The organism is Citrobacter sp. C13, from assembly GCF_014596815.2.
In the GTDB taxonomy this organism is placed as follows: domain Bacteria; phylum Pseudomonadota; class Gammaproteobacteria; order Enterobacterales; family Enterobacteriaceae; genus Citrobacter; species Citrobacter portucalensis.
In genome coordinates, this window is record NZ_CP115024.1 from 2,544,928 (window position 1) to 2,558,824 (window position 13,897).

Below are 13,897 nucleotides of genomic sequence, written 5' to 3' on the forward strand. Positions count from 1 at the left end.
CTAAATTAACCGCTCTGAACGGCCGCCAGAAGCTGCTCGCGAAAGCGTTGCGCGGCGTGACTTTGCTCATGATGCTTTGGCCACACTAACCACATTTCCGAGACAGCATCTTCTTCCGCTATCGGGATCCAACACATTTCATACAGCTGCACCCGTTTAAAAGAAGCAGGAAGTATAGAAACCCCTAATCCTGCGGCCACCAGCCCAATGATAGTCATCGCCTCACCAACCTCCTGCGCAATCGTCGGTTTCAGTCCATAGCGACGCATCAGGCCCAGAATATCGTCATACAACCCTGTCCCCACATGGGGGTCAAAAAAGACAAATGGCTCATTCGCCAGTTCGGCCAACGTAACCACGGGTTTTTGCGCCAACGGATGCGCACGTGGGATCATTGCCATCAGTGGTTCATGCAGAATGATTTCACGCTCCAGCGTATCCGGTAGCTGCGTATTGCGCAGAAGTCCCAAATCCAGCGTTCCTTCATTGAGCGGGGCAATTTGCTCACGTGTGTTCATTTCACGGGTTTGCATATGCACTGCCGGGTAGCTTTGGCGAAACAGAGATAACGTATCTGAAACCGCTTTGATAAACGGCGCGGACGACGTAAAGCCAATACGCAATTCCCCTGCTTCTCCCAGATGCAAACGCTCAGCCCTGGCGGCGGCTTCATTAACCAGCCCGAGGATCTGCCGACTGTCCGCCAGAAACTGCTTTCCGGCAGAGGTCAGCGCCACGCTACGGTTAGTTCGGGCAAGTAACCGGGCGCCAACCTGCTGTTCAAGGATCTGGATCTGCTGGCTTAGCGGCGGTTGCGAAATGTTTAACCGCGCCGCCGCCCGACCAAAATGCAGCTCTTCGGCAACGGCCACAAAGTAACGTAAATGACGCAGTTCGATATTCATATTTTTAAAATATTATTTGAGATTATTAATATATTAGACAGAATATTGTGATTTTCATACTCTTATGGCTGGTCCTGTAGACGTAATTGAATGAGCAAGGATTTCAAGTGAGCCGTACAACAACTGTCGATACCGCGCCAACAAGCGATGTTGATGAACAGATAGTTACCCCGCCGGATGGTTTTATCAAACGCGGAACATCCCCATTTATGCGCGTCACGCTGGCGCTGTTTTCCGCCGGGCTGGCGACTTTTGCCCTCCTCTATTGCGTACAACCCATACTGCCAGTGCTTTCGCACGAGTTTGGGGTCTCTCCCGCCAGCAGCAGTATTTCGCTTTCCATCTCAACGGCGATGCTGGCGATAGGGTTGCTGTTTACCGGCCCACTTTCAGATGCTATTGGCCGCAAGCCGGTGATGGTTACCGCGCTGCTGCTCGCCTCTTGTTGTACGCTGCTTTCAACGATGATGACCAGCTGGCACGGTATTTTAATCATGCGTGCTCTGATAGGACTTTCACTGAGCGGCGTCGCGGCGGTAGGGATGACCTATCTGAGTGAAGAAATTCATCCCAGTTTCGTCGCCTTCTCAATGGGCCTGTATATCAGCGGTAACTCGATTGGCGGAATGAGTGGTCGCTTAATTAGCGGCGTGTTTACCGACTTTTTTAACTGGCGTATCGCGCTGGCGGCGATCGGCTGTTTTGCCCTTGCCTCTGCACTGATGTTCTGGAAAATCTTACCGGAATCCCGTCATTTCAGACCTACGTCGCTGCGCCCGAAAACGTTGTTTATCAACTTCCGCTTGCACTGGCGCGACAAAGGTTTGCCGCTGCTGTTTGCGGAAGGTTTTTTGTTGATGGGGTCGTTTGTCACGCTGTTTAATTACATCGGCTACCGCCTGATGCTCTCCCCGTGGGAGCTCAGCCAGGCGGTTGTAGGTTTGTTATCTGTGGCGTATCTGACTGGGACCTGGAGTTCGCCAAAGGCGGGTTCTATGACCACTCGTTATGGCCGTGGCCCGGTAATGCTCTTTTCAACAGGCGTGATGCTGGTTGGACTGTTAATGACCCTGTTCACATCGCTATGGCTGATCTTCGCCGGGATGCTGCTCTTTTCAGCCGGGTTCTTTGCCGCGCACTCCGTAGCAAGCAGTTGGATTGGACCACGAGCAAAACGCGCTAAAGGCCAGGCTTCTTCCCTGTATCTGTTCAGCTATTATCTGGGATCCAGTATTGCCGGTACGCTGGGCGGTGTGTTCTGGCACAGCTATGGCTGGAACGGTGTGGGCGGATTTATCGCCCTGATGCTGGTGTTGGCGTTGCTGGTCGGTGCGCGTTTGCACCATCGTCTGCACGTATAATCCACGATGCCCGGGTTCCGGGCATCACCTTCATCACCCTGGCTGTAACGTCTGAGCCGCCATCTGCAGAGCAACAACCGTCCCGTTCATCACTATATGCAGCAAAATTGGCATCAACAGACCGTTGCTTTTCAGTCTGGCCAGGATCAACACCTGCGACACAAGAAACAACATCAGCAACGTGCGTAGATCCACATACTGCGTATGCATGATGGCAAAAATGACCGATACCACCACTGACGACAGCCAGGTTTTATTATTGAACCAGTACTGGAACGCGTTGAATAAACAGCCTCTGAAAACAATTTCTTCATAAACTGGCGCGATAAATATCAGGGTCAACGTAGATAACCACAACGCATAACTACTTAAGGATATTTGGCTGGTCACCCACGCTTCAGTTTGTCTGAGACCCAAAATCAATGGCAGGATAAGCTGAATAAACAGCAGCGCCGCGAACAAAATGGCAAACCACCTGGCGTTGAAAATGCCTTTGCCCAGTCCCTCTCTTTTTCTAAAGAAGAAATAATACAGCGGAACCAGCACAACAAATTCCAGCGCAAACAGCAGCGGAAAAAGTAACCCTTTGGCAAGCAGGTCCTGACTCGCGGGGAAAAACAACGGGGTAAACGTGAGGCCAAACATCAGTAAAAACATTGAAAAGCAGCCAGCAACTGCTTTGGTCCTGGCGATATACAGGTTGTCGGCATCCTGTGACATACGATCTCCTTGCGCTCATCGAAGATAAGTTGATGAATTACCTATGTATGATAAAAATTCTCATTATCACTGACAACCTACCAACTTTTACGCAATGCCCATGGGTACAATGCCAAAACCCTCTTTACTCCGGAATTTCACCGTCAGCTACTCAGAGGAGAATCCGCCAGCGGCAACGAGAAACGGAAGCAAGCCCCTGCCGTTGAGCTAACCAGATGGATATCCCCTCCATGCAGCTCGAGCATTCTACGCACGATCAGTAAGCCCAGACCGCCGCGCTCAGCCCGCTGCTCACGGGGAATTAACGCGGTCGGGCGCTGAAACAATACTTCTCGCACAGCTTCTTCTACCCCTGGCCCACTGTCCTGCACTTCGGCTAATAAACGGTCTTCATCACGCCAGACTTTTAGCCGTACTTCGCCTCCGTCAGGCGTATGACGGATAGCATTATCCAGCAAATTCGTCACGACTCTTTCTATCATCGATAAATCGGCATTCACCAGCGGTAACGGCCCCGTTACGTCAAGGTGCAACTGCAAATGACGCGTGGCAACAGGGAGATCAAATTTCTGTGCCACGTCCTGGATCAATTCACCAATAGCAAAACGTTCACGCTGCGGTTTTATACCGCCATGCTCCAGCCTTGCCAGCTCAAACAGCTGTTGTGACAGATGGCGAACTTTATGCCCCTGGCGCAGCGCGATGCTAAGATAATGCCGATTTTCCTCAGGCGTCATCGTATCGGCTTTCAGCGACAGCATTTCCAGATACCCCAACAGTGAAGTCAACGGCGTGCGTAAATCGTGCGAAATATTGGCAATAAACTCTCTGCGCTGACGATCGCTGTCTGCTAATAAATCCCACTGCTGGGCAATTTTCTGCGCTAACTCGATAAACGCATTGTTCAGCAGCGCTATTTCATTCTCCGGTACCGGTTCGGGATTTTTTTGCGCCAGCTGTTTGATGACGCTAATGCTGTCCTGTTCCAGTTTGACCACCTGCCCAGTCAGCCTTTTCACTGGATTCGTCACCCATCGCCACACTAGGAATCCAGCGATTGCACCAGCTAATAAAACCAGTATTAACGTCCAGGCCACGGTATTCCAGAGCGTTTTTTGCCAGGCGGTATTCGCCAGCATATTCAGGTCTTCACCCTGCAGAATAATGTACAAATAGCCATGTAGCTCACCGTTATATAAAACCGGCGCTGCGCTGAATACCTTTTGCTGGCTGCTACGCGGATCGTTGCCATAGACGGGCAACGCATCTGAGTTAAGGAAATCCTGGATCGGCTGCACGCTAATTTTCTGCCGCTGGATATGCCCGGGCGGTGCGGCATCAGCAAGTATTTCACCTGACGGTGAAATCAGATACAGCTCCACGCTGGGGTTGAGCGTCATCAGGTGATTAAACAATCCTTTTAAGGTCTGGCGATTAATCTGCCCGCTGGTATCAATAAGCGACTCACTTTTGACAATCTTGCTCGCCAGCTCCAGCGAGAGCCTTTGCACCATGGCGTCACCATACTGTTTACTGCTGCGGATCTGGACAACACTGACGGTAACCGCACAAATCAGCATAATGGAGGTAAAGACGAGGGTCAGACGCTGGCTCAGCGACAGGCGATAAATCATGGCTGATGCTCCGCGTTAACCGCAGCAAGCTTATAGCCTCGTCCCCAAACCGTGAGAATAATTTCCGGCTCCGCAGCATCCTTTTCAATTTTGGTCCGCAGGCGATTAATATGACTGTTCACCGTATGCTCATACCCTTCATGCTGGTAGCCCCACACCTGATCTAACAGCGCCTGACGCGAAAAGACCTCGCCTGGATGACGGGCGAAAAAATAAAGCAGATCGAATTCGCGCGGCGTTAAATCGAGCGATTTACCATGCAGCCGGACTTCCCGGGCTAATGGGTCAATCTCTACGCCATGAACGGTGATAATCCCCGCCTCCATACGTAAGTTCTGACTCATCGCTTCCTGACGGCGAAACAACGCCTTTACCCGGGCCATCAACTCCAGCACCGAGAAAGGTTTGGCCAGATAATCATCGGCACCCATTTCCAGCCCCAATACACGGTGCGTTTCGCTGGTGCGGGCGCTGATGATAATGACGGGCAAATAAAAACTCATTTGGCGAATGCGACGACAAATCTCCAGCCCGTCGACACCCGGCAGCATCAGATCGAGGATAACGGCATCCCAGACGTGTTTCTCCAGTTGTTCAAGCGCACGAGCTCCGTCTGCCTCATGAACAATTTCGTAACCCTCATCCTTCAGGCTAAGCTGCAAAAGTGAGGCAATATCGCTGTCATCTTCCACCAAAAATATCTTTTTCGCGCCTGCCATCAGTGTCATCCCCCTCTCGTCGTGCTGAAAGCTTACCTCAGGCAAGGGGCGGAAGTTATCACAAAATTTTTAACTTTTCGTGAGGATCCAGGGATACGCATGCGAGCAGTATGTCGTTACAGACACGTCAGACATCAACAGGGAAACGTCGCTTTGTTTTCCTTAACATGAAAATAAGAAGGAAAAGTCATGCTAAAAAAACGTCCACTTCGGGAAGCAGATGTTACAGCCGAGTCAGTATTTTTTATGCAACGACGACAGATCCTCAAAGCACTTGGGATAGGTGCTGCTGCGGCCACGCTGTCCTCCCCTACACAGGCTAATTTGCTGGATTGGTTTAAAGGCAACGATCGTCCACCGGCCCCCGCAGGCAAAGCGCTTGAGTTCACAAAGCCCGAGCGCTGGCAAAACAGCCTGTCACTGACGCCAGAAGACAAGGTGACGGGCTACAACAATTTCTACGAATTTGGTCTGGATAAAGCCGATCCTGCCGCCAATGCCGGTAGCCTGAAAACCGATCCCTGGACGTTAACCATCAGCGGTGAGGTCAACAAACCTTTAACCTTGGATCATGATGCGCTGACCACACGCTTTCCATTAGAAGAGCGTATTTATCGGATGCGTTGCGTTGAGGCCTGGTCGATGGTTGTGCCGTGGGTGGGTTTTCCGTTGCATAAATTACTGGCGCTGGTTGAGCCAACCAGTCACGCCAAATACGTCGCTTTTGAAACACGCTACGCCCCTGATGAAATGCCGGGTCAGAAAGACCGCTTTATTGGCGGTGGGTTGAAATATCCCTATGTCGAAGGTCTGCGGTTGGATGAGGCCATGCACCCACTCACACTTCTCACCGTAGGCGTATATGGCAAAGCATTGCCACCGCAAAACGGGGCGCCGATACGCCTGACCGTACCCTGGAAATACGGCTTCAAGGGCATTAAATCGATAGTCAGTATTAAGCTGACGCGTGAGCAGCCGCCGACGACCTGGAATATGTCAGCACCAAATGAATACGGATTTTACGCCAACGTAAATCCGCAGGTTGATCACCCTCGCTGGTCTCAGGCTACTGAGCGTTTTATCGGTTCCGGTGGCATTCTTGATGTACAGAGACAGCCCACGTTACCTTTTAATGGTTATGCCGATGAGGTGGCATCGTTATATCAGGGCATGGATCTTCGGGAGTATTTTTAAGTGAGGTTGACTGCAAAACAGATAACCGGCCTGAAAGTGCTGCTGCATCTCACCGGTTTTTTACCCCTGCTATGGCTCTTCTGGGCCGCGCAGCATGGCTGGTTGGGTGCCGACCCGGGAAAAGATATCCAGCACTTTACGGGAATTACCGCGCTGAAGTTTTTGCTTGCTACCCTGCTGGTATCGCCGCTCGCACGCTATGCAAAGCAGCCTTTGTTATTTCGTACCCGGCGGTTGTTAGGTTTATGGTGCTTTGCATGGGCCACACTGCATATTACCAGCTATGCTCTGCTGGAACTGGGTATACAAAACCTGGGATTGTTGGGTCGTGAACTGGTTTCACGCCCATGGCTAATGCTGGGTATGTCCGGTTGGATTATCTTATTCCTGTTGACGTTGACCTCGACACAAGCCGCTCAGCGTAAAATGGGCAAACGCTGGCAAACATTGCACAACTACGTCTACCTGGCCGCCATTTTGCTACCGCTGCATTATCTGTGGTCGGTAAAAGTGTTATCACCGCTCCCTATTATCTACGCCATCTGTTTTGTGGTTCTGCTGGCTTTTCGCTATAAAAAGCTGTTACGGAAAACCGGGTACAAAGGTGTGTTTATGAAAAGTGAGTGAATCACGGTAAACTTCTTAACCACACCTAAACAGAACGAGAACAAAAAATGAGTAACAATGATAATTACCATCAGCTCACCCGCACGTTCCAGCGGCTCTCTCGCTTCTCCCACCTCTCGGCAATCGCCAGTTGGGACATGTTTACCATGATGCCGCCAGGAGGCAGTAAAGCCCGAGGCGAAGCGCTGGCCGAGCTGAGCGTGCTTGAGCACCAACTGTTAACCGATCCGAAAGTGGCAATGTGGATTTCCGCAGCGCAACAGGAAGATCTCAACGATGTAGAACAGGCGAACCTGCGCGAAATGTCGCGATTGCATCACCAGGCATCCTTGTTACCCGAATCGTTGGTAGAAGCAAAATCACTTGCGGGAAGCCGCTGTGAGCATGCCTGGCGTAGCCAGCGACCAGCTAATGACTGGGAAGGATTTTCCGATAACCTGAAAGAGGTTGTGAAGTACAGCCGCGAAGAAGCCCGACTGCGCGCAGAAGCTAAAGGTTGTTCGCCGTATGACGCGCTACTGGACATCTTTGAACCAGGAATGACCAGCACTCAGTTGGATGTCCTTTTCGCGGACGTTAAAAGCTGGCTGCCCGATCTGCTGAACAAGGTGGTGGCAAAGCAGTCTCAGCAGTCGCTCATCGCCCCGGTAGGTCCCTTCCCAACAGCTGTACAGCGAGAGCTGGGTCTTGAAACAATGGCACAGCTAGGTTTCGACTTTACCGCTGGTCGGCTGGATATCAGTGCACATCCTTTCTGTGGCGGCGTACCAGAAGATGTTCGCATTACCACCCGCTATGATGAAAACGAATTACTCAGCGCGCTGTTTGGCGTGATCCATGAAACCGGTCACGCGCGCTACGAGCAAAACCTGCCACGCAGCTGGTCTGGGCAACCTATTGCTCTGGCACGCTCAACCGCCATTCATGAGTCCCAGAGTCTGTTCTTTGAGATGCAGCTGGGACGCAGTAAAGCCTTTCTGATGCGGTTGATTCCGGCTGTAACGCGCCACTTTGGCGATCAGGCAGCGTTTGAAGAAAGCAATTTCATCGCCTGGAACCAGCAGGTCAAGCCCGGGTTTATCCGTGTTGATGCCGACGAGGTAAGCTATCCCGCTCACGTGATCCTGCGTTATGAAATCGAACGTGCGCTTATTAATGGCGATATTGAAGTGGATGATATCCCGGCATTGTGGAACGAAAAAATGCAGTCCTGGTTGGGGCTGTCAACGATCGGAAACTATCGTAACGGCTGTATGCAGGATATTCACTGGACCGATGGCGGCTTTGGCTACTTCCCTTCCTATACCCTGGGCGCCATGTATGCGGCGCAGTTGTTCAGTGCCGCTAACCGCGCATTGCCTGATTTGAATCAGTCTATTGCACAAGGTGAGTTTGGTCCCCTGTTTGACTGGCTACGTCAGAACATCTGGCAGCATGGCAGCCGTTTTACCACTGAACAGCTTATTACCCAGGCCACCGGCGAACCGCTCAGCAGCCGTTATTTCCGCGCTCATCTGGAAACCCGCTATTTGTAATCTCATACCGTGAGTCATTGTACATATCGTTACACGCCGAAACCAATGACTCACGGAAGCCCTCTGATTACAGCGATATAGTTATTTCAACGGCCCCGCAGTGGGGTTGAATGAAAAACCAAATCGAGGGTATGAGAATGAAAAAAGTATTAGCTCTGGTTGTTGCCGCTGCTATGGGTCTGTCTTCTGCCGCGTTTGCTGCTGAGACAACTGCTACTACCGCTCCGACTGCTGCTGCAACCACCAAAGCAGCGCCGGCAAAAACCACGCATCATAAAAAACAGCACAAAGCAGCGCCGCAGAAAGCGCAGGCTGCCAAGAAACACGCTAAAAAATCCACCACTAAACCGGCTGTAGAACAAAAAGCGCCAGAGCAAAAAGCTCAGGCTGCTAAAAAACACACCAAAAAAGCGGCAACCAAGCCAGCAGCAGAACAAAAAGCACCAGAGCAGAAAGCTCAGGCCGCTAAAAAACACACCAAAAAAGCCGTAAAACACGACACCGCTAAACCAGCAGCTCAACCTGCAGCATAACGCATTTGTAGTCACTATGGCGTCCCCCACGCCATAGCATACGGCGCTAGATCGACCTGATGTAGCGCCGCCTTTCGGAGGGTAAAATGGTGTCACATTACCGCTTTGAGTTCATTCTTATTACTCTGATAATTTGCGCCCTCATCGCCATGCATTTTTATCTTTCCTGAGTGTAGTTATCTGATTTTACTCCCACTTTCTCGCCGTCCCGTCTATAGTATTAACTGAGGTTTTGCTGTTTATAATCATAATTCCCCACCAGAGTGTGATATGCATAAAACCATTGCTGTATTACTGGGCTCAATTTGTTTTTTTCCCGTTGTTGCGCATGCGGATCAGCCAGCAACGACCACCGCTGAAGCAGAAAACATAAAAACGCTGTTTTTTGGTCATGACGATCGCACAAAAGTGACTGATCCAACGCAATCACCATGGGACGCTATCGGACAACTGGAAACAGCCAGTGGTAATCTGTGTACCGCCACGCTCATTTCACCGCATCTGGCCCTGACTGCCGGACACTGCTTGCTCGCCCCACCGAAAGGCAAACCGGATAAAGCCGTCGCGTTACGCTTTGTGTCGAAAAAGGGTGTCTGGCGCTATGAAATCCATGGAATCGAAGGACGGGTTGATCCCTCACTCGGTAAGCGTTTAAAAGCCGATGGCGAAGGCTGGATTGTGCCGCCATCCGCTGCCCCGTGGGATTTTGGTCTGGTGGTGCTGCGTTACCCGCCTTCCGGGATCACCCCCCTACCGTTATTCGAAGGTGATAAAGCGGCGTTAACCGCGGCACTGAAAACCGCCGATCGTAAAGTCACACAGTCGGGCTATCCGGAAGATCATCTGGACGATTTGTACACCCATCAGGATTGTGTAGTGACCGGCTGGGCGCAGAATACCGTCTTGTCACACCAGTGCGACACGCTCCCGGGCGACAGCGGTTCACCGTTGATGCTGAAGACAGATTCAGGCTGGCAGTTGATTGGCGTACAAAGCTCCGCTCCAGCGGCGAAAGATCGCTGGCGAGCCGATAATCGCGCCATATCCGTGACCGGTTTTCGCGATAAGTTGGAAGCGTTGGCGAAGGAGTAACACATGCTGCCCGCATTAACGGGCAGCACGGATATCAGGCAAGTTTAATCATCACCATTCCGGCCAGCAGCAGCGCCACGCCAATCCAGCCTTTATTATTCAGGCGCTGACCAAACAACACCCAACCAGCCGCTAACGTCGCGGCAATCCCAAACCCGCCCCACAAGGCGTAGGCAACAGAAAGGTCAATACCTTTTACCGCCTGCGACAGCGCGCTAAAGGCCGCTAACACGGCAGCTAGCGACAGCACGCCATAAATCTTGCGGCGAAATCCATCTGAAAACTTCAAAAAGACGTTAGCGACTATTTCCAGCACGATGGCCATGCCAAGCCAGGCACCATGAACCCACTCAAACTGCTGCATGGGTCACCTCTTTGCTCGTTTTGGCAGGTTTTCGAGTACCAGACTTGATCAGCACAATGCCTAATACCAGCGAGACCAGTCCAGCCACTTTCATCGTGGACAAGGTTTCGTCAAATAACAACACACTAAACAGCGTAATAAATAAAATACCGATACCTTCCCACAAGGCATAGGCCACACCAAGGGCAATTTTTTTAACGGCGAAACTGAGAAAAATATACGATAAGGCGATCATTACCAGCATTAAAATAAAGCCCGAATTACCATGACCGACGCTTGCCCATTTCATTGACAGCGTGCCAGTAATTTCAGCCGCGATGGCCAGACCTAATAATATCCAGTAAAACATGATGCTTCTCCTGCTTGAGAATATAGTCCTTTAGGCCTACTGCATGCAGTAAACCAAAAAATAAAATTAGTTAGCTAAGCGCACAGCGCCAGCTCAGGCAGAAGAAGGGACTAAAGCGCGTTGCGCCAGTGTTGCTCACCCGCAAGCAAGAAAGTGGAGGAGGTACGAAGAAGTGTAGGTAAACGCAAAAACATCCTGAACATATTGTCCATAATATTACAATTATCCGCAGTGTTGCTTCTCATCATCGCGGATGATAATTGTCCTCGGTAGTTAAACACAGATGATTTGTATCATAGCTTCAAGACGAACTCAAAGTCTTTTCACTTCTTTACCTGCCCCGTTTGATTTTTGTTATAACGGCTCGACGCAAATCACATTATTATGCAGATTCAAAAATGAAAAATGCGGGAATACACATGGCGAAACCGATCATCACGCTTAACGGTCTAAAAATAGTCATTATGCTGGGCATGCTGGTTATCATCCTGAGCGGTATTCGCTTTGCCGCAGATATCATCGTCCCCTTTATTCTGGCGTTATTTATAGCCGTTGTGCTCAATCCCGTTGTGCAGCGGATGGTCAAGCTTCGCATACCGCGCGTAATTGCGGTGTCATTGCTTATCGTTATTATTGTAATGTTAATGGTGCTGCTGTTGGCGTATTTAGGTACATCCTTAAATGAACTTGCGCGAACGCTACCGCAATATCGCTCTTCACTGGTTATCCCACTGAAAAATCTTGAACCATGGTTACAACGCGCAGGGATCGGCGTTTCCGTGGACGAACTCGTCAAATATATCGATCCGAACGCGGCAATGACGCTGGTGACCAATTTACTGGCGCAGCTTTCAAATGCTATGTCATCGATATTTTTACTGCTACTGACGGTAGTTTTTATGCTGCTGGAAGTACCGCAACTGCCCAACAAACTCAAACAAATGATGAGTCGCCCCATTGAAGGTATGGCGGCGATTCAACGCGCCATCGACAGCGTCTCCCACTATCTGGTGCTTAAAACGGCAATCAGCATTGTGACCGGGTTGGTCGCCTGGGGCATGCTTGCTGCATTGGATGTGCGCTTTGCCTTTGTCTGGGGATTACTGGCCTTCGCCCTGAACTACATCCCTAATATCGGTTCTGTATTGGCGGCCATTCCCCCTATTGCTCAGGTGCTGGCATTCAGCGGTCTTTACGATGCGCTGGTGGTTCTGGCAGGCTATCTGGTCATCAACCTGGTATTCGGGAATATCCTCGAGCCGCGGATCATGGGCCGCGGGCTGGGGCTGTCCACGCTGGTAGTATTTCTGTCGTTAATCTTCTGGGGCTGGTTGCTCGGTCCCGTGGGGATGCTGCTTTCTGTGCCGCTGACCATCATCGTGAAAATCGCGCTTGAGCAAACCAACGGCGGTCAAAGCATTGCCGTGCTGCTTAGCGATCTGAACAAAGAATGAGTTTTCGCCCCGCCATCGCGGGGCATTTCCTTTATCGTTTCGCGCGAAAAGCCAAAACGGCGCTTAACAGCGTAAATAACGCTATTATCCACGCCATGGTCCAGGGCGTACCATCACTGAAGGCGGCCAGCAGCAACGATGAGATAATACCGCTGCCATATTGCAACGCGCCAATCAGCGCCGAAGCTGAACCCGCAATGTTCGGTACCGCATCCAACGCCGCAGCAGTCGACGTTGCAGCAATAATGCCATTCATCGAGAAAAACAGAAAAACAGTGATGATAATGGCAACGACGCCACCTGATTCCAGCTTAACCAGCAGCGCAAGCACAACCGCAGCCAGCGCCGCCAGCAGCGTCGCATATTTCAGCAGCTGTTCCAGAGCGTGCCGTTGCACCAGACGGCGGTTAACCACGCTCATCGCCATAACACCGATAATGTTTAGCGCAAACAACCAGCCGTAATGCTGTGGATCAACATGGTAATAGCTAATATAAACAAACGGTGACCCGGTAATAAACGCGTACGCACCGACGTAATAAAACGTCAGGCTCAGGGTATAGCGCATAAAACGCCCATTCGTTAACAACGAACGGTAATTACGAAATGCGCCAGCCAAAGAGGCTTTCACCCGTTTATCTTCCGGCAATGTTTCGGGCAGCCAGTTTAGGGAGATAAACATCAGCGCACCAATCACCACCAGCAGCCAAAAAATAGAGTGCCAGGTGCTCAGGCGAATAATTTGCCCGCCAATCAACGGTCCGGCGATTGGCGCAATCGCCATAACCAACACCAGGGTTGAGAGCATTTGCGCCGCACGAGTACGTGCAAAGAGATCGCGGATCATCGCTCGCGCCAGCATAGGCCCGGTACAGGCTCCAAGCGCCTGAAATACCCGCCAGAAAACAATTTGCGTGATGCTTGTAGACAGCGCACACCCTGCGGAACCAATGATAAATAGCACCATGCCGATAAACAGCGGCTTACGCCGCCCCATATGATCGCTAATCGGCCCCCAAATCAACTGTGCGATAGTAAAACCAATTAAGAAACCAGTAATCGTCAGCTCAACATTGCCATGTAAATCCTCGGCCATCGTCGGCATTGCTGGAAGATAAATATCGGTAGAAAGCGATGTAAAGGCCATCAGGCCACTGAGGATCAGAATAAAAGTAAGACCGGTCTGGCTTGCGGTAGTTACCGGTGAGGCATGTTCACGTGTACGCATAGTGCCCTGTCATGTTCTAAAAAGTCAGGTCGCAGTATATAGACAACGTATTGCCGTGATTAGACGGTTAAAACCGCATGAGTTTATGAACTGAAATCATGAATGGTGAAATCATAGGCGTCATATTTTGTGACTGACTTCCAACAATTACCTTTCAGAAATGAATTCTACTCATAGGTCCA

The 13,897-nt window shown here is 50.8% G+C and carries 14 protein-coding genes; 7 read left to right on the forward strand and 7 right to left on the reverse strand.

Translation table 11 applies throughout. The annotated features are described in order from the left end of the window. Positions 1–5 precede the first annotated feature (5 nt). A complete protein-coding gene (locus IB222_RS12125; RefSeq protein WP_149280920.1) occupies positions 6–905 on the reverse strand; it encodes a LysR family transcriptional regulator in 900 nt (299 codons plus the stop codon). A gap of 107 nt (positions 906–1,012) precedes the next feature. On the opposite strand from IB222_RS12125, the gene IB222_RS12130 reads away from it, so the two are divergent. Continuing rightward, positions 1,013–2,266 carry an MFS transporter gene (locus tag IB222_RS12130; protein ID WP_003832886.1) on the forward strand — a complete coding sequence of 418 codons (1,254 nt, stop codon included), beginning with the start codon at positions 1,013–1,015 and terminating at the stop codon, positions 2,264–2,266. 33 nt (positions 2,267–2,299) lie between these two features. On the opposite strand, the gene IB222_RS12135 is transcribed toward IB222_RS12130, so the two are convergent. From IB222_RS12135 to IB222_RS12145, 3 genes are all read right to left on the reverse strand, one after another. Further along, entirely contained in the window at positions 2,300–2,986 is a 687-nt protein-coding gene (locus IB222_RS12135) for a type II CAAX endopeptidase family protein (RefSeq protein ID WP_003832885.1), read from the reverse strand. Positions 2,987–3,129: 143 nt separating this feature from the next. Next, the gene (locus IB222_RS12140) at positions 3,130–4,620 is read right to left on the reverse strand and encodes an ATP-binding protein (RefSeq protein WP_063941572.1); all 1,491 of its coding nucleotides are present in this window, start codon (positions 4,618–4,620) and stop codon (positions 3,130–3,132) included. Further along, positions 4,617–5,339, reverse strand: a complete 723-nt coding sequence (locus IB222_RS12145) for a response regulator transcription factor (protein ID WP_008784719.1) — start codon at positions 5,337–5,339, stop codon at positions 4,617–4,619. The genes IB222_RS12140 and IB222_RS12145 overlap by 4 nt, the downstream gene beginning before the upstream one ends. Before the next feature lie 189 nt (positions 5,340–5,528). Between IB222_RS12145 and msrP the strand changes: the two genes are divergently transcribed. From msrP to IB222_RS12170, 5 genes are all read left to right on the forward strand, one after another. Continuing rightward, positions 5,529–6,533, forward strand: coding sequence for a protein-methionine-sulfoxide reductase catalytic subunit MsrP (gene msrP, locus IB222_RS12150; RefSeq protein WP_003832879.1), 1,005 nt, complete (start codon positions 5,529–5,531; stop codon positions 6,531–6,533). Beyond that, positions 6,534–7,160 (forward strand): protein-methionine-sulfoxide reductase heme-binding subunit MsrQ, encoded by a 627-nt coding sequence (msrQ, locus tag IB222_RS12155; RefSeq protein WP_149384288.1) that lies wholly within the window; start codon positions 6,534–6,536, stop codon positions 7,158–7,160. A 47-nt stretch (positions 7,161–7,207) separates the two neighbouring features. Next, on the forward strand, positions 7,208–8,695 hold the full coding sequence (locus IB222_RS12160; RefSeq protein ID WP_149384289.1) for a carboxypeptidase M32: 1,488 nt from the start codon (positions 7,208–7,210) through the stop codon (positions 8,693–8,695). 137 nt (positions 8,696–8,832) lie between these two features. Beyond that, positions 8,833–9,228, forward strand: coding sequence for an acid resistance repetitive basic protein Asr (asr, locus tag IB222_RS12165; RefSeq protein ID WP_048214236.1), 396 nt, complete (start codon positions 8,833–8,835; stop codon positions 9,226–9,228). Between the two features lie 270 nt (positions 9,229–9,498). Continuing rightward, complete coding sequence (locus IB222_RS12170; protein WP_148362003.1) at positions 9,499–10,320, forward strand: serine protease; 822 nt, start codon at positions 9,499–9,501, stop codon at positions 10,318–10,320. 34 nt (positions 10,321–10,354) lie between these two features. On the opposite strand, the gene mdtI is transcribed toward IB222_RS12170, so the two are convergent. Both mdtI and mdtJ read right to left on the reverse strand, forming a co-directional pair. Further along, complete coding sequence (mdtI, locus tag IB222_RS12175; protein WP_003832870.1) at positions 10,355–10,684, reverse strand: multidrug/spermidine efflux SMR transporter subunit MdtI; 330 nt, start codon at positions 10,682–10,684, stop codon at positions 10,355–10,357. Continuing rightward, positions 10,671–11,036 (reverse strand): multidrug/spermidine efflux SMR transporter subunit MdtJ, encoded by a 366-nt coding sequence (gene mdtJ / locus IB222_RS12180; RefSeq protein WP_162623449.1) that lies wholly within the window; start codon positions 11,034–11,036, stop codon positions 10,671–10,673. The genes mdtI and mdtJ overlap by 14 nt, the downstream gene beginning before the upstream one ends. 416 nt (positions 11,037–11,452) lie before the next feature. On the opposite strand from mdtJ, the gene IB222_RS12185 reads away from it, so the two are divergent. Beyond that, complete coding sequence (locus IB222_RS12185) at positions 11,453–12,487, forward strand: AI-2E family transporter (protein ID WP_003832866.1); 1,035 nt, start codon at positions 11,453–11,455, stop codon at positions 12,485–12,487. Between the two features lie 31 nt (positions 12,488–12,518). Here the strand turns inward: IB222_RS12185 and IB222_RS12190 are convergent, their stop codons facing one another. Continuing rightward, positions 12,519–13,715 carry a multidrug effflux MFS transporter gene (locus IB222_RS12190; protein WP_126957137.1) on the reverse strand — a complete coding sequence of 399 codons (1,197 nt, stop codon included), beginning with the start codon at positions 13,713–13,715 and terminating at the stop codon, positions 12,519–12,521. Positions 13,716–13,897 lie beyond the last annotated feature (182 nt).